Origin of the sequence: Pseudomonas sp. CFBP 8772, assembly GCF_014841665.1 — a bacterium.
In the GTDB taxonomy this organism is placed as follows: domain Bacteria; phylum Pseudomonadota; class Gammaproteobacteria; order Pseudomonadales; family Pseudomonadaceae; genus Aquipseudomonas; species Aquipseudomonas graminis_B.
Genome location: NZ_JACYUI010000003.1, coordinates 50,616 through 75,680, shown reverse-complemented (window position 1 = coordinate 75,680; position 25,065 = coordinate 50,616). Strand labels below are relative to the sequence as shown.

The 25,065-nt window shown below is 58.7% G+C and carries 36 protein-coding genes; 26 read left to right on the top strand and 10 right to left on the bottom strand.

What is annotated here, in order from left to right:
• The first annotated feature begins 60 nt into the window (after positions 1 to 60).
• Positions 61 to 999 carry a hypothetical protein gene (locus IFT99_RS07145; protein WP_192131155.1) on the top strand — a complete coding sequence of 313 codons (939 nt, stop codon included), beginning with the start codon at positions 61 to 63 and terminating at the stop codon, positions 997 to 999.
• A gap of 50 nt (positions 1,000 to 1,049) precedes the next feature.
• On the opposite strand, the gene IFT99_RS07140 is transcribed toward IFT99_RS07145, so the two are convergent.
• Positions 1,050 to 1,370 (bottom strand): DUF1654 domain-containing protein, encoded by a 321-nt coding sequence (locus IFT99_RS07140; RefSeq protein WP_192131154.1) that lies wholly within the window; start codon positions 1,368 to 1,370, stop codon positions 1,050 to 1,052.
• A 477-nt stretch (positions 1,371 to 1,847) separates the two neighbouring features.
• Here IFT99_RS07140 and IFT99_RS07135 point away from each other — a divergent pair, with 477 nt between their 5' ends.
• From IFT99_RS07135 to IFT99_RS07125, 3 genes are read left to right on the top strand one after another with little or no spacing between them, the layout of a single operon-like run.
• Positions 1,848 to 2,048, top strand: a complete 201-nt coding sequence (locus IFT99_RS07135) for a hypothetical protein (protein ID WP_192131152.1) — start codon at positions 1,848 to 1,850, stop codon at positions 2,046 to 2,048.
• Positions 2,049 to 2,108: 60 nt separating this feature from the next.
• Positions 2,109 to 2,414 (top strand): hypothetical protein, encoded by a 306-nt coding sequence (locus IFT99_RS07130; protein WP_192131150.1) that lies wholly within the window; start codon positions 2,109 to 2,111, stop codon positions 2,412 to 2,414.
• 3 nt (positions 2,415 to 2,417) lie between these two features.
• A complete protein-coding gene (locus IFT99_RS07125) occupies positions 2,418 to 2,600 on the top strand; it encodes a hypothetical protein (protein WP_192131148.1) in 183 nt (60 codons plus the stop codon).
• A gap of 145 nt (positions 2,601 to 2,745) precedes the next feature.
• Here the strand turns inward: IFT99_RS07125 and trbK are convergent, their stop codons facing one another.
• Positions 2,746 to 2,907, bottom strand: a complete 162-nt coding sequence (gene trbK / locus IFT99_RS26675) for an entry exclusion lipoprotein TrbK (protein WP_446731122.1) — start codon at positions 2,905 to 2,907, stop codon at positions 2,746 to 2,748.
• Positions 2,908 to 3,211: 304 nt separating this feature from the next.
• On the opposite strand from trbK, the gene IFT99_RS07115 reads away from it, so the two are divergent.
• The 6 genes from IFT99_RS07115 (at position 3,212) to IFT99_RS07090 (ending at position 6,752) form a co-directional block, all read left to right on the top strand.
• The gene (locus IFT99_RS07115; protein ID WP_192131144.1) at positions 3,212 to 3,982 is read left to right on the top strand and encodes a hypothetical protein; all 771 of its coding nucleotides are present in this window, start codon (positions 3,212 to 3,214) and stop codon (positions 3,980 to 3,982) included.
• A gap of 614 nt (positions 3,983 to 4,596) precedes the next feature.
• Entirely contained in the window at positions 4,597 to 4,932 is a 336-nt protein-coding gene (locus IFT99_RS07110; RefSeq protein WP_192131142.1) for a hypothetical protein, read from the top strand.
• A complete protein-coding gene (locus IFT99_RS07105; RefSeq protein WP_192131140.1) occupies positions 4,929 to 5,123 on the top strand; it encodes a hypothetical protein in 195 nt (64 codons plus the stop codon). The genes IFT99_RS07110 and IFT99_RS07105 overlap by 4 nt, the downstream gene beginning before the upstream one ends.
• A 78-nt stretch (positions 5,124 to 5,201) precedes the next feature.
• A complete protein-coding gene (locus IFT99_RS07100; protein ID WP_192131138.1) occupies positions 5,202 to 5,549 on the top strand; it encodes a hypothetical protein in 348 nt (115 codons plus the stop codon).
• A 29-nt stretch (positions 5,550 to 5,578) separates the two neighbouring features.
• Positions 5,579 to 6,391, top strand: a complete 813-nt coding sequence (locus IFT99_RS07095) for a DUF2303 family protein (protein WP_192131136.1) — start codon at positions 5,579 to 5,581, stop codon at positions 6,389 to 6,391.
• Between the two features lie 85 nt (positions 6,392 to 6,476).
• Positions 6,477 to 6,752 carry a LexA family protein gene (locus tag IFT99_RS07090; RefSeq protein WP_192131133.1) on the top strand — a complete coding sequence of 92 codons (276 nt, stop codon included), beginning with the start codon at positions 6,477 to 6,479 and terminating at the stop codon, positions 6,750 to 6,752.
• Here the strand turns inward: IFT99_RS07090 and IFT99_RS07085 are convergent.
• Positions 6,727 to 7,329: a hypothetical protein gene (locus IFT99_RS07085; RefSeq protein WP_192131131.1), complete on the bottom strand. Its 603-nt coding sequence runs from the start codon at positions 7,327 to 7,329 to the stop codon at positions 6,727 to 6,729. The genes IFT99_RS07090 and IFT99_RS07085 overlap by 26 nt on opposite strands.
• 99 nt (positions 7,330 to 7,428) lie before the next feature.
• Here IFT99_RS07085 and IFT99_RS07080 point away from each other — a divergent pair, with 99 nt between their 5' ends.
• Positions 7,429 to 8,181, top strand: a complete 753-nt coding sequence (locus tag IFT99_RS07080; RefSeq protein WP_192131129.1) for a hypothetical protein — start codon at positions 7,429 to 7,431, stop codon at positions 8,179 to 8,181.
• 4 nt (positions 8,182 to 8,185) lie between these two features.
• Here the strand turns inward: IFT99_RS07080 and IFT99_RS07075 are convergent, their stop codons facing one another.
• Positions 8,186 to 8,383 (bottom strand): hypothetical protein, encoded by a 198-nt coding sequence (locus tag IFT99_RS07075; RefSeq protein ID WP_133772887.1) that lies wholly within the window; start codon positions 8,381 to 8,383, stop codon positions 8,186 to 8,188.
• 63 nt (positions 8,384 to 8,446) lie between these two features.
• Between IFT99_RS07075 and IFT99_RS07070 the strand changes: the two genes are divergently transcribed.
• Positions 8,447 to 9,562 carry a DNA-methyltransferase gene (locus IFT99_RS07070; RefSeq protein WP_192131127.1) on the top strand — a complete coding sequence of 372 codons (1,116 nt, stop codon included), beginning with the start codon at positions 8,447 to 8,449 and terminating at the stop codon, positions 9,560 to 9,562.
• A gap of 21 nt (positions 9,563 to 9,583) precedes the next feature.
• Here IFT99_RS07070 and IFT99_RS07065 read toward each other — a convergent pair whose 3' ends face one another.
• Both IFT99_RS07065 and IFT99_RS07060 read right to left on the bottom strand, forming a co-directional pair.
• Positions 9,584 to 10,096, bottom strand: a complete 513-nt coding sequence (locus IFT99_RS07065; RefSeq protein WP_192131125.1) for a hypothetical protein — start codon at positions 10,094 to 10,096, stop codon at positions 9,584 to 9,586.
• A complete protein-coding gene (locus IFT99_RS07060) occupies positions 10,093 to 11,388 on the bottom strand; it encodes an AAA family ATPase (RefSeq protein ID WP_192131123.1) in 1,296 nt (431 codons plus the stop codon). The genes IFT99_RS07065 and IFT99_RS07060 overlap by 4 nt, the downstream gene beginning before the upstream one ends.
• A 235-nt stretch (positions 11,389 to 11,623) precedes the next feature.
• On the opposite strand from IFT99_RS07060, the gene IFT99_RS07055 reads away from it, so the two are divergent.
• From IFT99_RS07055 to IFT99_RS07025, 8 genes are read left to right on the top strand one after another with little or no spacing between them, the layout of a single operon-like run.
• Complete coding sequence (locus IFT99_RS07055) at positions 11,624 to 11,998, top strand: HNH endonuclease (RefSeq protein WP_192131121.1); 375 nt, start codon at positions 11,624 to 11,626, stop codon at positions 11,996 to 11,998.
• Positions 11,995 to 12,117, top strand: a complete 123-nt coding sequence (locus IFT99_RS26450) for a hypothetical protein (RefSeq protein ID WP_274605113.1) — start codon at positions 11,995 to 11,997, stop codon at positions 12,115 to 12,117. Before IFT99_RS07055 ends, IFT99_RS26450 begins: the two co-directional genes overlap by 4 nt.
• A gap of 18 nt (positions 12,118 to 12,135) precedes the next feature.
• Positions 12,136 to 12,573, top strand: a complete 438-nt coding sequence (locus tag IFT99_RS07050; protein WP_192131119.1) for a hypothetical protein — start codon at positions 12,136 to 12,138, stop codon at positions 12,571 to 12,573.
• Between the two features lie 55 nt (positions 12,574 to 12,628).
• The gene (locus IFT99_RS07045) at positions 12,629 to 12,952 is read left to right on the top strand and encodes a hypothetical protein (RefSeq protein ID WP_192131117.1); all 324 of its coding nucleotides are present in this window, start codon (positions 12,629 to 12,631) and stop codon (positions 12,950 to 12,952) included.
• Positions 12,953 to 12,988: 36 nt separating this feature from the next.
• On the top strand, positions 12,989 to 13,231 hold the full coding sequence (locus tag IFT99_RS07040) for an excisionase (protein ID WP_192131116.1): 243 nt from the start codon (positions 12,989 to 12,991) through the stop codon (positions 13,229 to 13,231).
• Positions 13,212 to 14,315: a phage integrase Arm DNA-binding domain-containing protein gene (locus IFT99_RS07035; protein WP_192131955.1), complete on the top strand. Its 1,104-nt coding sequence runs from the start codon at positions 13,212 to 13,214 to the stop codon at positions 14,313 to 14,315. The genes IFT99_RS07040 and IFT99_RS07035 overlap by 20 nt, the downstream gene beginning before the upstream one ends.
• Before the next feature lie 60 nt (positions 14,316 to 14,375).
• Positions 14,376 to 15,032 carry a response regulator gene (locus tag IFT99_RS07030; protein ID WP_274605112.1) on the top strand — a complete coding sequence of 219 codons (657 nt, stop codon included), beginning with the start codon at positions 14,376 to 14,378 and terminating at the stop codon, positions 15,030 to 15,032.
• Positions 15,029 to 15,496 carry a GNAT family N-acetyltransferase gene (locus IFT99_RS07025; RefSeq protein ID WP_192131112.1) on the top strand — a complete coding sequence of 156 codons (468 nt, stop codon included), beginning with the start codon at positions 15,029 to 15,031 and terminating at the stop codon, positions 15,494 to 15,496. The genes IFT99_RS07030 and IFT99_RS07025 overlap by 4 nt, the downstream gene beginning before the upstream one ends.
• Positions 15,497 to 15,518: 22 nt before the next feature.
• Here the strand turns inward: IFT99_RS07025 and IFT99_RS07020 are convergent, their stop codons facing one another.
• The gene (locus IFT99_RS07020; RefSeq protein WP_065991736.1) at positions 15,519 to 16,460 is read right to left on the bottom strand and encodes a LysR family transcriptional regulator; all 942 of its coding nucleotides are present in this window, start codon (positions 16,458 to 16,460) and stop codon (positions 15,519 to 15,521) included.
• A 106-nt stretch (positions 16,461 to 16,566) separates the two neighbouring features.
• Between IFT99_RS07020 and IFT99_RS07015 the strand changes: the two genes are divergently transcribed.
• Entirely contained in the window at positions 16,567 to 17,751 is a 1,185-nt protein-coding gene (locus tag IFT99_RS07015) for an MFS transporter (protein ID WP_065991483.1), read from the top strand.
• A 146-nt stretch (positions 17,752 to 17,897) separates the two neighbouring features.
• Here IFT99_RS07015 and IFT99_RS07010 read toward each other — a convergent pair whose 3' ends face one another.
• The gene (locus tag IFT99_RS07010) at positions 17,898 to 18,311 is read right to left on the bottom strand and encodes a winged helix-turn-helix transcriptional regulator (RefSeq protein ID WP_192131110.1); all 414 of its coding nucleotides are present in this window, start codon (positions 18,309 to 18,311) and stop codon (positions 17,898 to 17,900) included.
• Between the two features lie 83 nt (positions 18,312 to 18,394).
• On the opposite strand from IFT99_RS07010, the gene IFT99_RS07005 reads away from it, so the two are divergent.
• The 4 genes from IFT99_RS07005 to IFT99_RS06990 all read left to right on the top strand — a co-directional run bounded on the left by IFT99_RS07005 (position 18,395) and on the right by IFT99_RS06990 (position 21,180).
• The gene (locus IFT99_RS07005; protein ID WP_192131108.1) at positions 18,395 to 19,252 is read left to right on the top strand and encodes an SDR family oxidoreductase; all 858 of its coding nucleotides are present in this window, start codon (positions 18,395 to 18,397) and stop codon (positions 19,250 to 19,252) included.
• 117 nt (positions 19,253 to 19,369) lie between these two features.
• On the top strand, positions 19,370 to 19,678 hold the full coding sequence (locus IFT99_RS07000) for an RcnB family protein (protein WP_065991480.1): 309 nt from the start codon (positions 19,370 to 19,372) through the stop codon (positions 19,676 to 19,678).
• 84 nt (positions 19,679 to 19,762) lie between these two features.
• Positions 19,763 to 20,083 (top strand): RcnB family protein, encoded by a 321-nt coding sequence (locus IFT99_RS06995; RefSeq protein WP_065991479.1) that lies wholly within the window; start codon positions 19,763 to 19,765, stop codon positions 20,081 to 20,083.
• Positions 20,084 to 20,250: 167 nt separating this feature from the next.
• The gene (locus tag IFT99_RS06990; RefSeq protein ID WP_192131106.1) at positions 20,251 to 21,180 is read left to right on the top strand and encodes an AEC family transporter; all 930 of its coding nucleotides are present in this window, start codon (positions 20,251 to 20,253) and stop codon (positions 21,178 to 21,180) included.
• Between the two features lie 81 nt (positions 21,181 to 21,261).
• On the opposite strand, the gene IFT99_RS06985 is transcribed toward IFT99_RS06990, so the two are convergent.
• On the bottom strand, positions 21,262 to 22,506 hold the full coding sequence (locus IFT99_RS06985) for a serine hydrolase domain-containing protein (protein WP_192131103.1): 1,245 nt from the start codon (positions 22,504 to 22,506) through the stop codon (positions 21,262 to 21,264).
• 255 nt (positions 22,507 to 22,761) lie between these two features.
• Positions 22,762 to 23,781, bottom strand: a complete 1,020-nt coding sequence (locus IFT99_RS06980) for a branched-chain amino acid aminotransferase (protein ID WP_065991476.1) — start codon at positions 23,779 to 23,781, stop codon at positions 22,762 to 22,764.
• Positions 23,782 to 24,061: 280 nt separating this feature from the next.
• Between IFT99_RS06980 and IFT99_RS06975 the strand changes: the two genes are divergently transcribed.
• Positions 24,062 to 24,886, top strand: a complete 825-nt coding sequence (locus IFT99_RS06975) for an HDOD domain-containing protein (protein ID WP_244656922.1) — start codon at positions 24,062 to 24,064, stop codon at positions 24,884 to 24,886.
• Positions 24,887 to 25,065 lie beyond the last annotated feature (179 nt).

The window sequence follows — 25,065 nt, the reverse complement described above, 5'->3', positions numbered from 1 at the left end:
CCATGGATCGCAGCGCTTTTGAAGCCAGCTGCACCTAAGCTGATAGGGATAGGGAACAGGATGTCAGAATTCACTCTGCTCATTGAGCACTCGGTCAAATACACCAATGAGCAGCCTCTGGCAGTCAAGGACGTCATTGAGTCTTTGAGCGCACTGAATAAGGTGTCGGTTCACTTTCTGCCTCAAGCGCTAGCCGAGCTTACCGATACTGCTATCGTGTCTGCTGAGTTGCTGGTAGAAGGATTTCAACAGGGGTCCTTCGTCGAGGACGTGCTGGTCAAACTCTTCTTCAAAGACGAAGAGGAGATGAATAAGTTTCTTGATAGGGTCAGGGAAGGTGGTCGCAATGTCTACAGAAAGCTCCCCGGTGAAGGTCGGCCTGTGCTGAAGAATGCTGTAGCGGTGACTTGCGTAATTGGCGCTCTCGTAACCGCCGGCGCGATCTATGCGATCTCGACCAAGGAAACTCAGCCCTCCGCTGTCACACTCAACATCACGGACAGCAATTTTGTTGTCATAGGGGCAGAGTCGTACCAGATTTCCCCTGACCAGTTTGTGAAGGTCATCGAAAAGGTTGGCGGCACAGACAAAAAGAAACTGGCGCAGGCGGCAGTAAAAATCATTGCGCCAGCTAAGAAAGAGGAAGGTGCTGCTGTGGTAATGGATCAAAATGAGAAATTATCCATTCCGGCAAGCACCGTCAAAGAAGTCCCAGACAACGTAGATTTTGAGCCCTACGAGACTGACCAGCGGCATCCCGATGTAGATATTGAAATCCGGGCCACTGATTTGGATTCAGCTAGTAAGGGCTGGGCAGCGATAATCCGCGGGCTCATTGATCGACGCGTAAAGCTGCTCTTCGACGAAGGCGTCAACCCAGAAGCACTGGCCGGGAAATTCAAGGTTAGGGCGGATGTCAGCGTAAAATACAAAATGTCTGCGAAGACAAAGAAGCTGGAGCCCGTCTCAATCACAGTTGAAAAATTGATCGAAGACTAAGCTAACCGCTTTACTAAAGCCCGCTGAAGCAGCGGGCTTTTTTGTAGCTATCAGAAAGGCGCAGCTTCCTCAACCGCTTCGAATTCGTCCCGCAGCTGAACGCGCGGATCCTCCTCTGATGGCGCCTCCCACTTCAGCGTGACGGAACAGTCCTCATCGTTGAAGACCATCTCGATCCCGTCCACTTCCGCGATCGCGCCCATCACCTCGTCCCATTCCCTCTCGCCGTCGGTCTCCAGCCTATGGATTTTTACCCACATCTGATCCTGGGCGATTGGGTGGTTGATCATGCTCGCTACCCTTAGGTTCAAGCGCTCCAGGCTAGACATTGTCACGCGCTCTTGGGGCTTGGTTTTTTGCGTCTTGGCCATAATCCTCTCCTTTATAACTGTATGCATGTACAGTATTTGCGAATCTTAGCTGCCTGCTAAGGGACGCCACAACCCCCAAATGGAGCGACCACGGCAAAAGCACCGGCGAAGCGATAATTTCACTTAAAGCTAAATTATTTAGCTCATAGCTATTGACTAACGTTTAGCTCGAGGCTAAATTTACTTCAACGCCAGCAACCCTGGCGCCAGCGGCGGAAGCTGCGGCGCTCTTTAAAAACCAGCAGTAACAAATCAACAGACCGCATTGCCTCTACCGGCAACCGGCGATCAGACAGGTGAACGAGGAAAGCCTGCCAACGACAGGGAGAACCCTGGACGGCTGATCGATGACGAAACGTCAGAACCGCGTGAATGACCCGGCAAGCAGTGCGCCCCGCCACCCCGGCGGCAATGGGAAAGATTTCACTGGCTGGCCTTGGCAACAGGGCCAGACGGGAAATCAACGGAGCGAAGGCAATGGCAACGAAACGCGGATGCGAAATTGAGGTTGGCGACGTGATCTACGTCGGTATCGGAAACAGAACAGGTCGAGTTCAGGAGTTCAAGCCGCACCCCCAGCTCGCGGAACGTAACCCTGGGCTTACCGCTCGCGTGGCGATTACAGACCGCGGCTCGATCACTGTTGTTGATCAAGAGCCGATGCGGATACCGGGATAAGAATTTCACTGATGCAGCTTGGCGACAGGCTGCATTGGGAAATCAACCGGAGGTGACACCGTGAACAAAGAAGATATTTACGACGCGCAGATCAGCCCGCTGATGCAGCAGGTCATCGCAATTACGCGAGAGCACAGCATCGCGATGATTGCCAGTTTCGACATAGCACATCCCGGTGAAGGCCCGAACGGTGAGGATTGCTCCACTCTCACGTGCACGACCCTTCTTCCTGATGGCGCTGATGAGCACAAGGAGCGATTCGCAAGAGCCGCCCAAGTCATCCGACGCCCAGCGCACCACAGCTCGGTGATGCACATGACCACTGAACACGCCGACGGCTCCAAGACGCTCACCGCCTTCATCTGATCGGTGGAGCGGACATCCAAGCACATCACCATCGAGCTGGAGCACGCAGCGGGCTCAATGAAGTTCGACGGCGACCTGGCCGAGGGCCTGTACCTCGCAGCCCGGCACCTGAACGGGCAAGAGCGACAGGCCCTGATCGAGCGATTACAGGCAAGCTACGCCGAACTGGAAGCAGTCGGCAGATAGACAACCAGCGCCAGCGTCAGCCTGGCGTTAACTGCCCGATACCTTGGAACGTTTGAACGCTGACCACGCTGCATCGGAGATCGCCCGACCCGTAAGGTTCGGGAGGCCTCGGCCGCTCAGGGCGACCTCCATGCAGAACTTAGGTTTACCAGCTTTTCGGTGGTGTCTTTTCGAAGCTCCCACTTCGGAAACATGCATCTGCAAGCTTTTGGCGTGCCGCATCAGCGGGCAATGAGTCGAGGTGCTCAGGCGTGCAGTTCGCGTCGTTGACTTCGTAATCGTCTTTGGCTTGGGCCGTATTAACCATTAGCAGAGTTGCAAAAATCATTGAGGCAGAAAAAGTAAAAAGGCGCACAACGAACTTCCATTTAGAAAATGAGCGGTTTTTTTACCAACTAGTCAGGCGTTACACAAGCCCGAGATCCAGCCCAAAGCTCAAAGTAATTTCTCAACCACTTTGGCAGAGGCTGCGTCGGAATGTCGGCGGGACATGAAAAAAGCGTCTCCAGAACAATCAGTTTTTGGCGAAGCCCGGACGTCGATTGCGAAAAATGGTGCGGACCGACATTCCAATGCAGCTTCAAATCCAACCTACACGCAAGGAGCAACCCATGGAACAAACCCTTCAGCAATTACTGGCCGAACGCGTCAGTGCCTATGCGTTGTCTGATCGCCCTCGCGAGTTGATCGATGACGGTATCGACAAGATGTTCAAGAGCGTCGTCGACGACGCATTCCGCTCCTACGGCACCATCGGCGAGTCGATAAAGGATGCAGTAAAGAAAGCGTTCCCGGCCAACGTCACTGACGTTTTCGAGTTGCAGCGCTACAACGCCATGATCGCCACGGCTTTGCGCGAGCGCTGGGAAGCCGCAGGCATGGAAGCAGCGATCCTTGCCCAAGCAGATGCCTCAATTACAGAGGTACTTACCGGCGAAGGTCTGCTCACCGGGGAGGTTTCGCTGAAAGCGCTGCTGGAAGAGTTCGTAGACGCCCACAAAGAAGAAGCGGCCCAAGACCATTGGAGCGCGCCAGAAATCCGGATTACAGAGGACGACTCTCACACCCGAAAATTCGTCCACATCTACTTCGATCCCGCGCCAGAGGGTCAAAACATCTACAGCTCTTCACGCCGCAGTGACTATTCGCTGAAACACAACCTGCACGTGATGATCGAGGGGGAGCGAGAGACCGGCGACCGCTGGCAGCCAAAGGTCGCCTTCGGCCAGGTGTACAGCGCCCAACTCGACGATAAAAAGGTTTCCCTGAAACGAAGCGTACGCACCAAGTGGGAACGAATGCTCGCATCCCTGTATTTCGGCAACGCCGTTCTGCTGATCGACTGCGAAGAAGGCGACTTTTCATACGGTTTCGACGATTGAAAAGCGCTCCAGCGTCAGCCTGACGTTAACTGCCCGATGCCCTGGTACTCCCCAGCACCAGGCCGCATCGGGGTGCGATCTTGCCGGAACGTGCATACCGGTTAACTGCCAGCCCAGCACGGGGCATCGAATCCGGCAGGTTGAGGGCTCGCCCTCGAAGATCGTAGCCCGATGCGGACGAGTACACACCGCGAAAGCGGCCCCCTGCATCAGCAGATGAACCGCAAAAGCGGGAATTGCTCATTCGTCCCCGGATACCTGATCGCGGCCACAGAGCTGAAAGCGCGGTGATAACGCCGGGAAGCAGTTAGGGTTCGCCAGACCTGCCATTTGCATCAATCCATCCTATAGGTAGCCACTGCCTGCCCAGTGAGCGAGCAACGGAGGATTTGCAGCCATGTAAACGACATTGACCCGGCCTACCGCATCAGGCGGCGTCGGCAAGCAAGGTTCACGTACGGAGGCGTTGTGAACCAGCAGATGTAAAAAGCCCTGCACCGTCAGGGCTTTTTTTCACCCAGCGTTTACCCGTCAGCACTCTCCCCTGCGCCCAATCGGCCTACGTCAGGCGGCCAGAGTGCTGACGAATAAACGCAACCATCTGAGGAAAGGACATGAACCAGACCATTAGACAAATGCGCGCCGTCCACGATGGATTGCGCCAGCGCGCCGCCGAGGCGCGCGCCGAGTTCGCTGCGAAACCGCGTTACGTCGTGATTCCTCACCAGAACAACCTGTTCGGTGTGGTTGATCGGCGGACGGGTGTGGAGCGGGCCGAGGTCGCGGGCCACAACAGCGCCTGCCAGGCCGCACAGAGCTTTGAGAATGTTGCGGAGTTCACCCATGCCGCGCAGCTAACAGTAGGCAACTTCGCAAGGCTGATGCTGCGATGGACCGGCGTCTTGTGCATGGTGATTCTCGGAATCGTAGTGTTGGGGTATCAGCAGTGAACTTCGCGCCCCAGCCTGACCCGCACAAAGAAGCGATCGCACGGCTTAGCGCTCAGATCGACGAGTACTTGGTCACCGGTAAGCGCATTCAACACGTACCGCCCGGTGCCACCGGAGCCGTTCGCATGTTTGGCACCACCAGCCGTACCAAGAAAAAGAAGGCCAGCGCCAGCAATGCGTCGACCGATTAACCGCGTTCACCAGCGCCGCCGACAGAACCAACACCAACTCCCACCAAGCGGGCTCCCGGCCCCACCGGAGAAACACGCATGTCCACTCCCACAGATACCGCCGAATTCCTCGAAGAGCTGAACGGCGGTGCGTTCGCCAGCCAGATTGGGCACGCCCTCTCTGAAGTTGCCGCCGGCGTCGTCGATCACGGCAAGGCCGGCAAGCTGGTCATCACCTTGGACTTCAGCCAGATCGGCGAATCCCACCAGGTGAAGATCAAGCACAAGCTCGATTACAAGGTGCCAACCAAGCGCGGCACTCGCAGCGAGAACACCAGCCTCGACACGCCGATGCATGTCGGTACCGGCGGCAAGATCTCGCTGTTTCAGGAGAAGCACGACCAGCTGTTCAGTCGTGACGAAGCGCCGATCAAACCCCGCACCTGATTACCCCTTCCCCACACGAGATCTGTGAAATGTCCCTGAGCAAAGAAGCAATTCAACTCATCACTGACACCGCGCTGGAAGCAACAGGCAAAGCGCTGCCGACCGACACCCCTACGGCGCTGCTGCCGGAAGGCACCAAGATTGTGGATCTGGAAAAGTACCAGGCTGGCCGTAGCCGCTTTCGCGGCACCTACACCACACACGCCCTGGCCGATTTCAGCACCTACGTCGCCGACCGCGCCGCGGCTGGCGCGCGTGGCTTCATCAACCAGGAGGAAATGAGCTGCGTTCTGTTGTTCAACCTCGGCACCGCTTCTGACCCTGGCCACGCCGATGATCGTGCCGTGTTGAAGCTCAAGGCAACTGCCGGCTACACCGCGGCGCAGCAGATCTCGAGTCAGCGCCTTGCCCAGAAAGAGTTGAGCGACTGGATTGAAGACTGGCACCAATACCTGACGCCGGTTGACGACGCAGGCACCGCCACTCCAATCGCCAAGGCAATCGCGGCAGTACGCACCATCACCATCAAAGCCACCAGCGAATCGGAAACAACCGTTGGTGACACCAGCGCCAGCCGAAGTGCAATGGACCAGATCGAGGCGCGCAGCAAAGAAACACTGCCGGCGGCGCTGCACTTCCACGTCGTGCCATTCGAAGGCCTGACCGAGCAGCTCATCACACTGCGCATTTCCGTCATCACCAGCGGGCCGGTGCCGGTTCTGAAACTGCGTTGGGTCGGCGAGGAAGTGCAGCGTGAAGCGATCGCACAGGAATTCAAGTCTGTGTTGGAGGACAAGATCGGCGCGGCGGCGAAACTCGCGCTTGGCAGCTTCTCGGCCTGACATGTAACGCAACCGTGGCATCGCACGGTCGATGTCACGCAAACATAACTATGACCCTGCTTGTGCAGCCCATGGGCCCGGCGGGATGGAGAACAAGGTGCCGAAATGTGAACTGACACAGGCGCAGGCAAAAACTCTCGCCTACATCCGCAGCTACATTCGCAAGCATGGTTACTCGCCGACCATCGCAGAGATTGCCAAGGCTGAGCAGGTTAACGTTAACGCGATAGGCGGGCGCATTGCGGCGCTGATCAAGAAGGGCGCCATCACGAAGGCTGACGGCATCGCGCGCAGCATTCGCCCGGTCAGCTTCACATTGGATAGCACATCTAAGGTTAGCTTTGACCGGCGCGTTGATTAGCGATGGCTTGCAGCCAATTATTCGCTTGGGCGTAATCGGGACTATCACCAACGTTATCTAAAACAGTCTCGAGATCGTGTCGAGCCAAATCCAGCTGAGCTAGATTCAATCTCGCCAGACCTCGAAAAAAGAAGAGAGTCATCCAATTCGAAGATTTGGTTAAGCCCTCCGTGCACAATGAGTCTAACTCAGTCCAGCGATGCGTGTTCGCGAGCTCCTCCAACGTAGGAAAAATAGACTCTTCGAAACTATTTCCTGTTCTCACCGCGCTAAACCCAGCCCTAGTCTCCCTTAGAACTCCGCTGAACTCCCTGAATTTCGTAATACCGCGCGATGCGTTGGCCGCTTTTGCCTTGAGCTCGTCGATTTGTTTCTGCTTCTCTTCTGCCTGCTTTTTATACTGTTCAGCGCTTTGCAGGAGCGCATTTTTACCTGAGACCAGATCATCTATTTTTGCATCTTTGACCTTATCAAGCTGCTCGTTGACCACCCCTAGGCCAACAGTGGAGATCAGAACAAATAACGCGCCAGCGTATCCGACGATTTTTAACAGCGAACTCCATGATTCATAGCTCATAAATCCCTCATACGGCTGATTCCCGGTCCCCACGTATAGCCTACCACCAACCTATTCGCCACCGAACTTTCGGAGGGTGGCGCACACATGGAGATCACCATGGACGACAAATACGACACTCAACGCCGCGCGGAGATCGCGAAGCGCAAGAAAACCGAGCAGGACTATCGAGACCGCGCCGCAGAAAACATGGCCGACCACGAATACACCTGCATCGTCGACCAGAAAGTCGCAGTGATCTGGCGCTGCAAAGCTGCAAAAAACACCTTCTACGCCTTCGACATCCTTATGACGCGCTTCGGTATCGCCGTAGTCGGTGACATCGACAACCTGACCTTCAGCGTGGGCCTGGGCTACGGCATTGAGTTTTTGGCTGGTGACGACGTGACCTACTACCTGCACACGAAACTGAGTGAGGTGTGCAAGAAGCGCAGTTTCAGCGAGCGCCTATTCCGCGAAGTGTTGATGCGCAACATCGCCCAGGCCCTGCGTGAAGAGTGCGAGGAAGAGATGTTCGAATCGCTTCCTGAGTGGCTACAGGATCCTGATCAAGTTGACGCGGTCCAGTGGCCTGAATTTCGACAGCTTGTCCTGGCGAAGCGGCGGGACATGAGCCACACCGATGACCGCTGGATGCACTGGGATGATGCCCTCGATGCAGCGCATGAAATCGCCTTTACTGAAGAAGCCATGATGTTCATGCGCGATAACAGCGAGGCGCTTTGCCTGGGTGATGAGTGGTACGAAAACAGAGTAGATGAGCCATCACAAGGGCTGGTGCAGCGCCTGTACAGGATCAACCATGCCGCCAAGGCGATCACGGCGCAGAAGGCCCAGGCCGCAGCAGCCTAATCAATCAGACCAACAGGGCGTCAACCGCAAGCTCGATCTCCTTGATGGCAGTCGGCACATGCTGCGAATCATAAGACTTGTACTGCAGCAGCTCATCGGCTACCGCCTCTGTAAGATCATCTAAGTTCAACCCCCTCTTCTGCGCAACGCTTAGCACTGCCTTGAGCGCAAGATACAAACCCTTCTCTCTATCTTCGTACATGCCGTATCCCTTTCTGTGGAGCGGTAAGCGTAGGCCATTTTTCCCATCGCATGAGATCGAACCATGAGCCAGCAGCACCAGATTCTGGTCGGCGACTGCATCGATATGATGCGGACGCTGCCCGACCAGTCAGTTCACACCTGCGTGACCAGCCCGCCGTACTTCGGCTTGCGCGATTATGGCGTCGAGGGTCAGATCGGCCTGGAAGAAACGCCCGCCGAGTTCATCGCTCGCCTTGTTGCCGTGTTCCGCGAAGTGCGTCGAGTACTCCGCGACGACGGCACCATCTGGGTGAACATGGGTGACAGCTACGCCGGCAGTTGGGGAGCGCAAGGCAGGCCTCAAGGTGACGGACAGATGTCCGGCCGCAGCGTGACGTCTGCGCGACAGATCAACGAACACCCGCGATTCAAATCGGGTACCGGTGTGCGCGGCCGCGAGATGGGAATGAAGTCAAAGGACCTGATGGGTATGCCCTGGCGCCTTGCCTTCGCACTGCAGGACGATGGCTGGTATCTGCGGCAGGACATCATATGGAACAAACCGAACCCGATGCCTGAGAGCGTACGGGACCGGTGCACCAAGTCGCACGAATACGTTTTCCTGCTGAGCAAATCGAAGAAGTACTACTTCGACCAGGCGGCCATTCTCGAACCGTGCTCCCCGAACACCCACGCGCGGTTGTCCCAGGACGTCCAGGCGCAGATCGGTAGCGAACGGGCCAACGGCGGCACGAAGAGCAACGGCAACATGAAAGCGACGGCACGCAAGACCAACGGCGTGGGATGGGGTCACGGCACCGATGCCGACGAGCGCCAGCGCGGTAGGGTCAAGGATAACGAGTCGATGAACTCGGCCCTCGCGATCATGCCGACAGAGCGGAACAAGCGCTCTGTATGGACTGTGGCCACACACAGTTTCAAGGGCGCCCACTTCGCCACCTTCCCGCCCGATCTAATCAGGCCATGCATCCTCGCCGGCGCACCGCGCGGAGGGGTCGTGTTAGACCCGTTCGGCGGCGCTGGTACCACCTCGCTGGTTTCAATGCAGGAGGGTCGACGGTCGATCCTATGCGAACTGAGCCAGAACTATGCGGATCTAGCTCAAGCAAGAATCGACGTTGCGCGGATGGACGGCGCGGCACAGATGGATGTATTTAAAGACGCAACTTATCTCTGATCGAAGTCATCGAATCGCAGCTCAGAAAAAGTCATGATCAAATCGATCGGGTTCCAACGCTTTGAGCTCTCCATGGGAGGTCCAGATATGAGCAGGCCACCGCCGTTCCCGATCGCGGTAATTAGATCTAAGCTTTTGAGCAACCTCAACAATTGTGCAGTCTATTAAACTCAAGCGCTGCCTTAATGACTCGTTATACTTCCTGCAAATCTCAGGCAATGCGGCGAACTGGGCCAAGACTTCCGCCGAACTGGAATTAGGTATAACCGTAAACGGTATGTTTTCAGCCCATGCCAACTCCACCATGCCTTTGAACTGTTCTGCGATCTGCGATTGAACCTTAATATTTTTTATATCGACAATGTGGTTGGCAATTTCGTATAAAACCCCAAGAGTACAGTAAATATCGTAGGAGTTTTCAATAGCACTTTCAAAAAGCGCAACTGCTGCATGATGCCTTTCCGGAGTTGAATCCAACGGAACTGCAAAAAGCTCCAGCATAAAGCTGGTATCGAGCAAGATTATTTTACTCATTCGCTCAACCGCCTCAACCAGTCCTTGGCAACCTGCTTTTTGCTTTCTTCAAAGCGTGGAGCGAGATGTTTCTCAAAAACTGATCGAGTGACTAAATCTCCCAGCCCTCCGTTGGACTCAAGAAGAGAGTCAACATCCGGCACATCTAGTAGCTTAGTTAAACGAGAGCTTTCTAATAATCCGTCCCAATGACAAACATGGACATTCTTTAGCCATTCCGAGTCCAACGAGTTCAAGCTCGCTGGATTATGCGTTGATAGCAATATATTGAGTCTTTTTCTCCCAACAACTTCTTTGATAGCCTTAAGTAGGACCTCAGCTCGGCTGGGGTGCAACCCATTATCAAACTCTTCAATCACGACACGTGATCCATCCTGGATTGACTCCAACGCCACCACCACCGCCATAGCACGTAGTGTGCCATCGGAGATCAACCTTGCATCCACTGGATAACTTCCAGACTTGAGCGTGAGCAACACATCATGCTGACTAGTAACAACAAATCCAAATTCTAAAAAAGGCTCCTCCGGTATTTGTCGAATCACCGAGAGGATGTTTTCCAGTGGTGATGGCGTCGATTCGGACTTGGACATTGTATAGAGGACGGCAGAAATATTAGAACCATCCTTTAACAGAATGTTCTGACCTTGACGGACGTAGTCCCTCATCAACTTAGGGCTAGGATCGAAGACGTAAGACGATTGCAAATAACGCCTTATAACGCCCACTACCCCTACAGCTTTTAGCTTCTTCTTTTTATCCCCTGCTTCGTTACCACCAACCAGCTCTTCGTACCGCGAGAGAACTGATCGATCACCGTATAAGCGCTTTTGAGGCTTAGTCCCACCCCTTGCAAAGTTATCAAACTGTACATTCAAGAAACCGTCTCTACTCAAAGATTCGCTTTCAGCAAAAAAAACACGCCGACCGCCGACTATGAAATGCTCAGCGACTACACACGGGAAAGGATCTATCGATATGGAGATACAGTAATCGAACGACTCTTTCTTATCTAAAAAGTCAATGACACCAGAAAAGCCCAACGAGAATGTATCCTCGCCGAACTTAAGACAGCTATGAATTCCACCTCGAATCGAGTAGACATTTGGAAGATATGCCCGTCCCTCCACCATCTCATGTAGTGGGCGACCCTCTGCCAAAGCAGCTAAAAGCTCGACGCCTTCTATCAGATTAGATTTTCCACTACCATTTTTCCCTATCAATAACGCGAAATTTGAGAAGAGATTAATCTCAGCATAAGAATAGTTCTTGAAGTTTTTAAAATAGTGCATTCCAGCTCCCAAGCACCGTTATTGGCGGAAAATTCGATGCAGCTTCCGAAAGAATGCATCTGGATCAGCCCAACAGAAAACACCCACAATACTAGCACCCTATTACCCACCTCTCGCTACATTTGCCCCCAACCTCCCCCTCTATAAATGGAGGTTTACACGCATTGGTCAATCTCACACCACGTTCATTCTTCCTATCCCTATTGCCTGCTGCGAGTGCGGCGAGGAGACATCTGTGCGCTTGAAAAAGCTGGAGCGCGAGCAGGTCCGCATGAAATACGGCGGCCGCTGCGCATATTGCGGCATCGAACTTGGTGACCGTTGGCACGCCGACCACATGCAATCCGTCCGGCGCGGAACAAGTCACCGCTGGGAAGGCAAAGCCGAACGTCCGCAGAACCACAACCTGGACAACATGATGCCAGCCTGCGTCCCGTGCAATCTCAGCAAGTCCCAAATGCCTCTGGAGGAATGGCGCACTTACCTGGTGGGCCACGTAAAAAGTCTCAATCTCTATCACCCCATCTACCGACTGGCGAAGGCGTACGGCCTGATCGTCGAGACATTGGCGCCGGTGGTGTTCTATTTCGAGAAGGTGGAATCGCTATGACCCGCCTTGTTTTCTTCCCCGCCCAGTACGGCACCCCTGACCGCTGGATGCCATGCACCGTTGATGCCTTCGGGTGTCTGGCGCTGCAACGGGATGTACATGCCGGCGCCGCGCGCTGATCGGATCAAGGAGGCGGCATGAGTCTTCCCTACGAAAACGCTACCAGCGGCGATAAGGCCTTTGCGGAAATCCAGAAGATCCTCGGCCGCTTCGGCTGCGACAACTACGGGATCATGCACAAGGCCCGCGAGCAGATCACGCTGGTGCAATTCGAGCACCGCGGCCGCACCGTCCAGTTGCCCGGCCACTGGGGCGGTTACGCCACGGCCTGGCTCAAGGAAGACCCGCATACCAGCCGGATGCGCTCCACGGCAGCGGAACACAAGCAGAAGGCCGCCGATATCGCACAGATCGCCGTGTCCTCACTGCTGCGCGACTGGGTAAAGGCCCAGGTGACAGCAGTCGAGTGCCAGTTGATGACGTTCGAAGAGGTCTTTATGCCTCACATGTTGCTGCCCGACGGGCGCCGCATGGTCGAGCACGCGCAGAAACTGCTGCCGCCGCCAGCGGAATAACCCCTTCCCCATCTATCCACATGCCTGCCGGTGTACGGCGGGCGGGAGATTGCCCGTGAAAAAAGAATACATCGCGACCCTCGGCCCAAAGATCGCCGCCGCGATCGATGCCGGGAAGTTGGCTGCCGAGGCCCGGCCGGATGACGGAGGTAGCGCCAACTGTGATCGGGTCGTCATCCCGATGCCCGGCGCCCGGGATGCGTGGGTTGCTGGCTTGCCTGGCTACCTGCAGGAGCGCAGCGGGTGGCACAGACGCGGCCTTCACCTCGACACGCCCTTTGCCGGGATCGGCAATCGTCGAGCCGCAGGTGTTCAGGCGATGCATCGCTCGCTTAAGGCCCAGGGCGTCGACTGCTACGTCTACTACCAAATTGACTGATCAAACCCGCATAGACCCCGGACGGAGGTATCCAACATGGCGAAAATGACTCTTGAGGAGTGGGCAGCTGATCAGTTCAAGACGCCGCCCAGCCAGAACACCCTGCGCAAATGGGCCCGGGAAGGGCGGATCGCACCCGCGCCGGTGAAGCACGGACGCAGCTATTATGTGGAAGCCGAAGCCCACTACAACGAACCTGAAAAGCCGCCCGCGCGCATTGCCGGCGGCAGCCTTATCAGCCGGATAGAGAATGCACGCTATGGCACCAAGGCCGCGTAACCCAGGATCAAAGGATTTACCGCCCAACCTTTACCGGAAGACTGACCGCCGCAACGGCGCCACCTACTACACCTATCGCGATCCGGTGAGCGGGAGAATGTTTGGGCTGGGTAAGGACAAGGAGGCCGCAGTGATGGAGGCTGTGGCCGCCAACCACGCCGAGGTTTTGAGACCCACACTGCGCGCGCGTATTGCCGAGCCAGTGGTGGAGGCCGACCGTAAGTTTGCCGACTGGCTGATCGAGTATGACGCGATCTATCCTGAAAAGGGTCTGAGCGTCCATACGATGCGCACTACCAGGAGCAGGCTTAGGGCGATCAAGGAAGCATTCGGCAATAAGTACATACGCAGCATCCGGACAATGGACATAGCGAGCTTCCTGGCAACGTTCACCAAGGCCGACAAAGCGCCGATGTCCAAGGCAATGCGTTCACTCCTGCGCGACGTTTTCACAGAGGCCATCGCGGCGGGCTGGTGTGATCTAAACCCGGTTGACGCTACGAGGCCAGCCAGGTCGAAGGTCAAGCGCTCACGTCTGAGCTTGGAGCTCTGGAAGGCCATGCACGCTGCCACTGATCGTCCTTGGCTGAAACGCGCGATGGAACTGGCCCTACTGACCGGTCAGCGCCGGGATGACATAGGGTCAATGCTTTTCAAGGATGATCACGATGGCTTCCTGCATGTGGTTCAGTCGAAAACGGGGGCGCGTCTCAGGCTGAGCACCGCTCTGCGGCTGGAAGCTATAGGTCTGGATTTGGCCGGCGTTATCAAGCTGTGCAGAGACCGGGTGGTATCCAAACATCTGGTCCACCACTCCAGAAGCGCTGGCGGGGCCAAGGCCGGCAGCTCGATCAAGCTGAACACACTCACGCTGATATTTGCCGAAGCCCGTGACCAAGCAGCAGCCAATCTCGGCATCGATTTGGGACCGCATCCGCCCAGCTTCCACGAAATGCGCTCTTTGGCGGCGCGCCTTCACGCTGCAGAGGGCAGAGATCCTCAGAAGCTACTGGGACACCGGAACGCGGCAATGACGGAAATGTACAAAGACGGACGCGGCTCGGAGTGGATCGATGTTGCTTGAGGAGTTTTTGGGAAATATTGGGGGGATATTGGGGAAGATTTATTTCCCATAAAAATCAGAATGTTACGCAACCGGCACATCCCCGACTGCAACATGCCGGTCATGAACGGCTACGACCTCACCCGGGCCATCCGTCAGCTGGAGCAAACCGAGGCGCGTCCGCGCTGCACCGTGCTGGGCTACACCGCCAATGCGCAGCCGGAGGAAAAGCAACGCTGCCGTGATGCCGGGATGGATGACTGCCTGTTCAAACCCATCAGCCTGACCGCGCTGAACGACCGCCTGCGCAAGGTCATGCCGCTGCGGCCTTCGTCTGCGCCGGGCACGCTCCCGTCCCTGTCCGCTCTGCCGCCCCAGGCTGTGTTCGACCCGCACACCATCGAAGCGTTGACCGGTGGCAGGGCCGACATGAATAAGCGACTACTGGATCAGCTGATCGCCAGCATGCATCAGGACCGCGCCGAGCTGAACGCGACCACGCTGCCGAGCCAGCTGAAAGACATCGGCCACAAGGTGCGCGGCGCCGCGAACATCATTTCGGCAACCGCGGTCATTCAAGGCTGCGAAGCGCTGGAAGCGGCCTGCGAGGCCGACGCGCCGGAGGCCATTGTCGGCGAGCGGCAGTCTGCACTCAATGCGGCGATGGGCGCGCTGGAGCAGGCGCTGGTGGCTTATCGCGGGAAAGCGCCCGCGTCACAGGCAGGGCCGCAGGTATGAAGCTGATCGCGATGAACGCGGCTGATTTTCAGGTGTTTGCTGCCCGTTCGGTCGCCGGGTACGCCCGGGACATTGCGCGGACCTACGGGCTGCGTGATGCGCTGGCCTGCACAAGCGCAAACGCTGACTTCAATGAACTGTTGGAGGACGGTCTGGACACCGAGGGGCATTACTTCTACCGCGTGTGCAACGCCGATGGCACTGAGGTGGGCAGCCTCTGGATAGGGATTGTGGAGAACCCGCCGTTGCCCACCCGACTGTTCGTCTACGACCTGGAAATTGATCAGGCCTTCAGAGGTCAGGGTCTGGGCAGGCAGGCACTGATCGCCGTCGAAGCCTGGGCCCTCGAGCGCGGCATTCGGCGTCTGGAGTTGAACGTGTTTTCGGACAACGTTGCCGCGCGGACGCTCTACGAGACCTCGGGGATGGCGGTCTGCGAGATGACCATGGGCAAGGATTTATAGCCCGCCGCTGTGTGCGCCCGGATCAGGCCGGCCCGGCAGCAGAATCGACGCTGCCGTACGGCGCCAGATGCTCGCTGAGGTACTTGAGCAGAATGCTGACCTTCGGCAGTGCCTCTCGGGCTTTCAGCCAGACCAGGTTCATCGGCAGTCCATCGGTCGCAAGCTCCGGGAGCACTTCCACCAGCCGACCTTCGTTGAGGTGGGTCTGCACCAGCCAGGTCGGCAACTGAGCGATGCCATGGCCTTCCAGCGTGGCCGACACCTCCCCCTCCCCGTCGCCCACGGCAATGCGCGGATGAATGACCCGACGCTCCTGATCTCCCGGCACGCGCCCGCGAAAATACCAGGGTCCGACCTGCCCGTCGGACTGGCCGTAGGCGATGCAGTGATGATGCTCGAGATCGGCGTCGGTCTGCGGCCGACCGTGCTCGGCGATATAACTCGGCGCGGCACAGAAGACCAGTCGCTGGGCGCCGATGAACCGATGCCCCAGCCCCGCGGCCCAGGCGTCGCGCCCACCGATCCTGACCACAATATCGATGCCTTCATGCACCGGATCGACAAACCGGTCGGAGAACGAAATATGCGGTTGCAGCAGCGGGTACTCTTTGACGAAATTGAGAATCAGCGGCAACACATGGAGGCGCCCGTAGGACGCGGGCAAATCAATCCGCACCCGGCCATGGGGTTCATGCCGCTCCGAGGCGAGGGCCAGCTCGGCTTCTTCGAGGTCTGCCAGCACGCCGCTGCAGGTGGCGTAGAACTTCACACCGGCTTCGGTGAGGGACAACCGCCGGGTGGTGCGGTTGAACAAACGCTGGCCCAACCGCTGTTCCAGGCGGGCGATGCCTTTGCTGACCGCCGAGGCTGTCAGGTTCAGCTTGAGTGCGGCATTGGCGAAGCTGCCGAAATCGGCCACTGCCACAAATACGTCAATGCCTTTGAGACGCTCGGAGGAGAACAACGCAAACACCATTACTGAATTGGATTCGCGATAGTAAGTCATTTATGTCGCGGATGAGAATACAGATCTCCAATAGGCTATGGCATCGTCTTTTGGAGCTTCACCTATGCAACCCTCACACTCCGCAACGGCGTCAGCGCCGGATGCCACGTCTCGGTCAGGGATACAGATCCTGATCATGGCGATCGCCGCCTTCATCATCGTCACCACTGAGTTCCTGATCGTCGGACTGCTTCCGGCGATGGCACACGACCTCGGTGTCTCCATCGCCGTGGCCGGCCAAGTGGTGACGCTGTTCGCCTTTACCGTGATGCTGTTCGGGCCGTTCCTCACGGCAAAACTGGCCGGCGTGGAACGCAAAAAGCTGTTCACCATCATCCTGCTGGTGTTCGCCGCCTCCAACGTGCTGGCGGCGCTGTCCACCAACATTTGGGTCATGGCCCTCGCGCGCTTTATTCCGGCGCTGGGCCTGCCCGTGTTCTGGGGCACGGCCAGCGAAACCGCCGGGCAACTGGCAGCACCCGGCAAGTCGGGTCAGGCGGTGTCGCGGGTTTACCTGGGCATTTCCGCCGCCCTGGTGTTCGGCGTACCGCTGGGCACCGTCGCCGCCGATACCCTCGGCTGGCGCGGCAGCTTCTGGGTGCTGGCCGTTATCTCCCTGGTCATCGCCATCCTGATGCAGCTGTGCATGCCGACCTTGCCCTCCTCGCCGGCCAAGCACGGCGAGAAGCAGACCGACATTCTCAAACAGCCGCGCTTTCTCGCCCACGTGTTGCTGTCCGTGCTGGCGTTCACCGCGATGTTCACGGCCTACACCTACCTGGCCGATATCCTCCAGACCCTGGCCGGCGTGCCGACCAATCAAGTGGGCTGGTGGCTGATGGGCTTCGGCGCGGTCGGCATGATCGGCAACCAATGGGGCGGAAAGTTGGTCGACCGCAGCCCGCTGGGCGCCATGGTGCTGTTTCTGGTGATTCTGAGTGTCGGCATGGCCGCCGCCATTCCACTGGCCACTGATCATATCTGGCTGATCGCCGCGCTGGTGCTGTGGGGCGTTGCGTACACCGCACTGTTCCCGGTGTGCCAGGTGCGTGTGATGCAGGCCGGCTCCAAGGCTCAGGCGTTGGCGGCGACCATGAATATCTCGGCGGCTAACGCCGGTATCGGTTTGGGTGCGATCTTTGGTGGCCTGGGCATTGGCCACTTCGGACTTGGGTCGCTCGGCTGGATCGCGACCGGGATCGCCGCCCTGGCGATTGTGGTTGCGCTGTTGATGATGCGTAAGCGTTAAGCGTCTGGTCGGTCTATAGACCGACTGCACGTTGGTTTGGCTGGCAGCGAAACGAGGGTGGGTTGCTGCCTGGCCAAGCAGAACGCGCACAGTCGGGATGCCGCTTTTTGAGCGCCGCAGCCCGCCTCTGCAACGAGAAGCACCGCTCACTCCAGCGCCGGTGCTTTCCCTTCCCGCGCCGCCAGAATGCGCGACAGATTTTCCTCGATCCAGGACGTTAACCCGTCCATCTGCAAGGCGACCTCCTCGCCCATCGCGGTCAAACGGTATTCGACGTGGGGCGGCACCACCGGCAGCGCTTTGCGATCGACAAACCCATCCTGTTCCAGGCTCTGCAGCGTCTGCGACAGCATCTTTTCGCTGACCCCGCCGATCTTGCGCCGCAGCTCGCTAAACCGGTGCATGCCGTCCAGCAACACCACCAGCACCAACACCCCCCAGCGGCTGCACACATGATTGAGGATTTCCCGCGACGGGCAGTCCCGGGCCAGCACCTCACCGGTACGGATTCGCTCGAGCAACGAGACAGTGCCAGCAGAGGAAGGAGACATATTGCTCATGACACTTACCTTTTCGTACGTACTTACGAAAGGTTAGCACGGTGACTATGCTGATCGCTCAATCACTTCTCTCGGGAATCATCATGATCGTCATCACCGGTGCCTCAGGCCAGCTTGGCCGCCTCGTCATCGCTCAGCTGCTCGAAACCGTGCCTGCCTCGCAGATCGTCGCGGCCGTCCGTGACCCGGAAAAAGTGGCCGACCTTGCTGCCCAGGGCGTGCAGGTTCGCCAGGCCGATTATTCGCAGCCGGACACGCTCGACCGCGCCTTCGAAGGCGCCGAGAAGGTCCTGCTGATCTCGTCCAGTGAAGTAGGCCAGCGCGTGGCTCAGCATCGCGCGGTGATCGATGCCGCCCAACGCGCCGGTGTCCAACTGCTGGGCTACACCAGCGTGCTGCATGCCGACTCCTCGGCGCTGGGCCTGGCTGAAGAACATCAGCAGACCGAGGCGGCGCTGGCGCAGTCCGGCGTTCCGGCGGTGGTGTTGCGCAACGGCTGGTACCACGAAAATTACACGGCCGGCGTCGCCCACGCGGTGGCGAACGGCGCGCATTACGGCAGCGCGGGCGAAGGCCGGATCAGCTCTGCTGCGCGGGCGGACTATGCAGCGGCGGCGGCCGTTGTACTGACATCGACTGATGATGAGGCGGGCAAGGTCTACGAACTGGCCGGCGACGAGTCTTACACGCTGAAGGAATTCGCCGCTCAAATTGCGCAGCAATCCGGCAAGCCTGTCGTCTACACCGATCTTCCAGAGGCCGATTACAAGGCTGCGTTGCTGCACGCGGGGCTGCCGGCATTCGTCGCCGAGTTGCTCGCCAACTCCGATGCCGCCGCGGCCAAAGGTGCACTGTTCGACAACGGTCGGCAGTTAAGCCGTCTGATTGGCCGGCCGTCCACACCGCTGTCGGCCAGCGTTGCCGATGCGCTGTCCCTTTGATATTCGTGAGCGCCGCCCGCCAGAACGGGCGGCGCGCCAGCACCTGCACTGAATGATTTGCGCGGCCCACGGTCGGAACTAATGACAGCGCACCACGCGCTGGCCAAGGAGTTTCGAATGAACAGCAAATCGCTCATTGCCGGTCTGGCGATTCTGGGTAGCATTTCCGTTGCGAGTTTCACGGTGCAGGCCGCCAATGCAACGGAGCCGACCATTCAACCTTCCAGAGACAACATGCGGGAGCTCGAAGTCGGCAGCCGATCGCCGCAGGAATTTCAGCGCCCGGATGCAGCGCTGAAGGACTGGAAAGCCAAGGGCCTGGAAGAACCGGCCAAGATGAGTCAATGGGTGCGCATCAACAACAAATACGTTGAAGTGCAGACCACCAATGGCCAGATCACCAAGATTGTCCCGATCGAGAAATAAGTCGGGGCAGCGACCCAGCGCGCCGGGTTTGCGTGGCGCGCACCATCTCTTGAAGAACGTATAAGAACGACTAGAGGAATTCCCATGAACATGAAGAAACTGATGGCCTGCGCGGCCGTGTTTACTTGTTTGGGCGGGGCCAGCTTCGCCGCGGCGGCACAGACCCCTGCGACAAAAAGCGTGCAGGCAGAACACACCAATGAGCAGTACAAGGTGGGCGACACCACCCATGACCTGTACAAAGACGAGCGCGTCGGCGTCAAGGACTGGGAAGGCAAGGGCCTGCACGCACCAAAGGAAGGTACCCAATGGGTGTTGATCAGCGACAAATACGCGCTGATCAACATGGAAGACGGCAAGGTCCTCGACATCGCGCCGGGCAACCTGAAACCGCTGAAAAAGTAATGACCGCTACGCCCGTTACCGTGCCCGACACCCGTCGGGCATCGCTTTGCCAGCACCCTGTCCAAACGCCCGCCCCCGCTGCTTTTCGCTGACAAGAAAAGTTGCACCCTGGCGATGGCGCCCTCTACTCTGCGCCTCTCGTTTGTTGCGCCATAGGCCCGGGTTCGATGTCTTCCGTTTTGAATGTCTTGCTGCCGATCTTCGCGCTCATCCTGGTGGGCTACCTCTGTCGCCGCACCAACCGCCTCGGACCGACCGCCGCGTCTGAAATCAATCGAATGGTGGTCTGGCTGTGCTTGCCGGCGCTGCTGTTCACCGCCACAGCCCACGCCACCTGGGCACAGATCTGGCACCCGGGCTTCGTGCTGACCTTCACCCTGTCGACCCTCGCGATGTTCGTCATGACCTTACTGCTGCGGCGCCGCAAGGCCGGCCATTTCGCCGATGCCAGCATTGATGCCCTCAGCGCGTCCTATGCCAACACCGGCTACATCGGCATTCCGTTGTGCGTCATGGTGCTGGGGCAGGAAGGCCTGGAACCGGCCCTCATCGCCTCGTTGCTGGTGGTCTGCGTGGTATTCGGCATCGCCCTGGTGTGCATCGAAGTCGGCCTGCAAAGCGAGGCCCGGGTGCACCGCATCGTCCTCAAAGTGCTGTTGGCGCTGGCGAAAAACCCGCTGGTGGTGTCGCCCATCCTCGGCGCCTGCTGGGCATCGACCGGCGTGGCATTGCCCGGCGCGCTGGATACATTCCTCAGCCTGCTGGGGGCTGCGACGACACCCTGCGCGCTGATTTCCCTGGGACTGTTTCTCGCCCAAAAGCAGCAAGGCCCGCGCGAGGGCACGACGTTGCTGGTGCTGATCAAACTGATCGCTCACCCCCTGCTCACCTGGTTTCTGGCGTATCGGGTGTTCCACCTGCCGCCGCTGTGGGCCAACTCTGCCCTGCTGTTGAGCGCCCTGCCCACCGGCACCGGGCCGTTCATGCTGGCCGAGTACTACAAGCGCGAGGCGTCGGTGGTGTCGAGCACGATCCTGATCTCGACGCTGGGCTCGCTGGTCACGCTGTCGCTGTGCATTTATTACATCAACGGATGAGGTGCCCATGCCCGCCTCTTGGCAGGCAAACGCGCGCCTGCAGGTCAGGCGTGCGCGGTGGGGCCAGCGATGCATACAAGGTCACTTCAACGCCGTGACCACCGCATCGAAGAAGGCCATCGGGTCGATGGGCTCTTTGTCCACCGGCTTGGGCTGTGCGCCGAAGGTGACGATCACGACGTTATTGGCCGGGTTGACGTAGATGTTCTGGCCCTGGATGCCGACCGCCGAATAGGCGCCGTCTTTGACGGAGGGCGCGGTCCAGGCGGTCCACCACATGTAGCCGTAATCCAGGCTTTTGCCGCCCTTGAGGGTGGTCGGCAGCGTCGCTTCCCTGACCCAGCCGTCGGGCAGAATCGAGGTGCCGTTGATCTTGCCGTCGTTCATGAAGAACAGCCCGAAGCGCCCGTAATCCCGTAGCGTGGCGCTGATGCCGCTGCCGCCGATCTCCACGCCGTCAGGCGAGTCCAGCCACCAGGTGGCGTCGCTTTCCATGCCGAACGGCTGCCAGATCTTCTTCGACAGGTACTCGGCCAGCGGCATCTTCACCGCACCCCGCACAATCTCGCCGAGAACCTGGGTTTCACCGGTGCTGTAGTTGTTCACCGTGCCGGACTCGGCAGCGCGCGACAGGCTTGCCATCAGCGCCATGGCCGAGTGAGGCTGCTGGGAAATCTGCGCCTTGAGCAACGCCCGCCGGTCCGACGCCGGATCGGTGTAGGTCTCGTTCCACTTCACCCCCGACGACATCACCAGCACGTTGCGCACGGTCACCCCGTCGTAGGCGCTGCCTTTGAGGGCCGGCACGTAGTCGACCACCTGGGCGTCAAGGCCCGTGATCAGGCCATCCCTGATCGCCGCCGCCGTCAGGGTCGAGGTGATGGACTTGGCCATGGACATCGACATCCAGCGGGTCTTTTCAGTGTTGCCGCGCTGGTAGGTTTCGAAGACGATCTTGCCGTCCTTGATCACCAGCATCGCGGTAATACTGTCCAGCGCCACGAAGTCATAGAGGTCGTACTTTTTGCCCTCGACGGTGAAGCGCACGTTGGGCAGTTGCCGATCCGATTTCGGCAGCGCATAGGGGTGATCGCCGGCCTTGATCGTGTGGGTGGGGAACAGTCGGCCGATATTGCGATAGGTGCTGACCGCCAGGTCCGGGAGCATGGCGCCGTCGTAGATCTGCTCGACCGTGCCAATGGGTTCCTGGGCGTGGGGATAGTCGTCTGCCCATGCACTGGACACCAGGGTGGCGGCGAGCAGGCCGAGGGACAGGGTCAGCGGCCGGTTGAAAGCGGCGGGACGGAACAAGACGGGTGGGTGCATGAGGTATCCTTTTTTGTCGTCGGTGACGGACGTCGGTCAATTTCCGGCAGGTGTTTTGGCTAAATCACCCGCCAAAGCCGGGCCCACTAAAAGAACGCGCGCGCTTGAACCCTAGCTCACCCACCGGCGTTGCACCGGGTGATCAGTTCAGTGGTTTCATACCCTGACGTCTGCGATGACGTACCTGACCAAATCGAAGGCAAAAAAAAACCACCGCGCAAGGCGGTGGCTTTCGGACGTGCAGGACGCGTCGGATCAGACTTTGACGATCCAGCCCGCCGGGCCTTCGATGTCCCCGGACTGAATGCCGGTCAGCTCTTTGTACAGGCGCTGGGTCACGGGACCGACCTCGGTTTCGCTGTGGAACACATGCAGTTTGTCTTTGTAGCTGATGCCGCCGATCGGGGTGATCACCGCCGCGGTGCCGCACGCGCCGGCTTCCTTGAACAGGTCGAGCTTGTCGATGAACACCTCGCCCTCGGTGACCTTCAGGCCCAGACGGCTCTGCGCCAGTTCGATCAACGACAGGCGAGTGATGCCTGGCAGCACGGACGGCGATTTCGGGGTGATGAACTGGTCGTCGTGGGTGATCCCGAAGAAGTTGGCAGAGCCGACTTCTTCGATCTTGGTGTGGGTCAACGGATCGAGGTAGATGGCGTCGGCGAAGTTGGCTTTCTTGGCCTCGGCGCCGGGCATCATGCTCGCGGCATAGTTACCGCCGACTTTCGCCGCGCCGGTGCCTTGTGGTGCGGCGCGGTCGTAGCTGGAGATGACGAAGTTGTGGGGCTTCATGCCGCCCTTGAAGTACGGGCCCACCGGGATGCAAAACACCGAGAAGATGAACTCGGGCGCAGCGCGCACGCCAATGTTGTCACCGACGCCGATCACGAACGGGCGCAGGTACAACGCGCCGCCGGTGCCGTACGGCGGGATGAAACGCTCGTTGGCGCGGACCACTTGCTTGCACGCTTCGATGAACTGCTCGGTCGGCACGTGGGGCATCAGCAGGCGGCTGCAACTGCGCTGCATGCGCGCGGCGTTCTGGTCGGGGCGGAACAGGTTGATCGAGCCGTCTTTGGCGCGATAGGCCTTGAGGCCTTCGAAGCATTGCTGGCCATAATGCAGCGCGGTCGAGCCTTCGCTGATGTGCAGCACGTTGTCTTCGGTCAGGGTGCCTTGGTCCCACTCGCCATCGCGCCAGTGAGCCAGGTAGCGTTTGTCGGTCTTGATGTAGTCGAAGCCGAGCTTGTCCCAGTTAATGCTGTCGTTACCCATGACACCCTCTATGTCCAGGCCAGCGCGACCGGGAGTGTCCGGCGTCTGGCGTTTCATCGATAAAGCCCGGAGCAGGACGCGACCCGTTCCGGTGTGTCGCCATATTACTGATTTTTCTCCCCGCAAACCGCCTCCGCGGCAGATGAGCTGAAAAAGATCCTGGGCGGCCCGACTCAAGCATCGGGGTTTGTGCCGTCTGTAGCAAAACCGCCGGCCGACCCGTGCAGTTTCGCCAATGTTGCCTATGGTGTGTAAATCGTCCGAGACAGGAGCAGCACCCATGGGTATCGATCAATTGTTCGCCGATTTGAGCAGTCTTCCCAGCATTCCCAAGGTGGCGCAGGACCTGATCAAACAGTTCGACAGCCCGTCGTCGGACCTGGGCAGCATTGCCGGCAACATCGAAAAGGACCCGGTGATCGCGGCGAAGATTCTGCGGCTGGCCAACTCCGCGCGCTTTCGCGGGGCGCGGGAGTCGTCGAGCATCGAGGACGCGGCCATGCGCCTGGGCTTCAACACTCTGCGCACGCTGGTGCTGGCGTCGGCGGTGACCGGCGCGTTCAAGGCAGGCCCGAGTTTTGATCTGAAGGGCTTCTGGCTGAAGAGTTTTCAGGTGGCGGGGATCTGCCGTTTGCTGGCGAAACAGTCCGGCGCCGATGCGGAAATCGCCTTCACCTGCGGGGTCATGCACGACATCGGCGAACTGCTGATCCAGACCGGCGCGCCCGCCGTTGCCGAGCGCATCAACAGCGTGACCAAGACCGGGACGACCGGCCGCGCGGCCATCGAAACGCTGCAGCTGGGCTTTGGCTACCCGGAAGTCGGCGCGGAACTGGCCCGGCGCTGGGGATTGCCGGAGGTCATCCAGAACGCCATCGCCTATCAGGCGCGGCCCATGCAGGCGCCGGGGGATGCGACCCAGCCCCGGATCGTGGCTCAGGCATTGACCATTTCTGCCGCGCTGGAGAATCACGGCGGCGCCACCGCGCAGGCCAGGCAGGAAGTCGACGGGCCGTTGCTGGACGGGATTGACCTGGATGCCCTGTTCGCCGCCCTGCCGAAGGTGCTGGAGGATGACAAGGCGTTTGCGGAGTTGTTGAGCTAGGTACGGTCAGGGCCGGGTTCGAGATTGATAGTGCTCGCACCGGCCCCTTCCCGGCTGAAGCCTGTCCTACAAATTGACCGCGGCGCCACCGGAGATTTGCAGTGGTCCGACTGACACAACGCGGTCAACCTGTAGGACTGGCTTCAGCCGGGAAGACGTCAGGCGTCACGCTGCAGAAT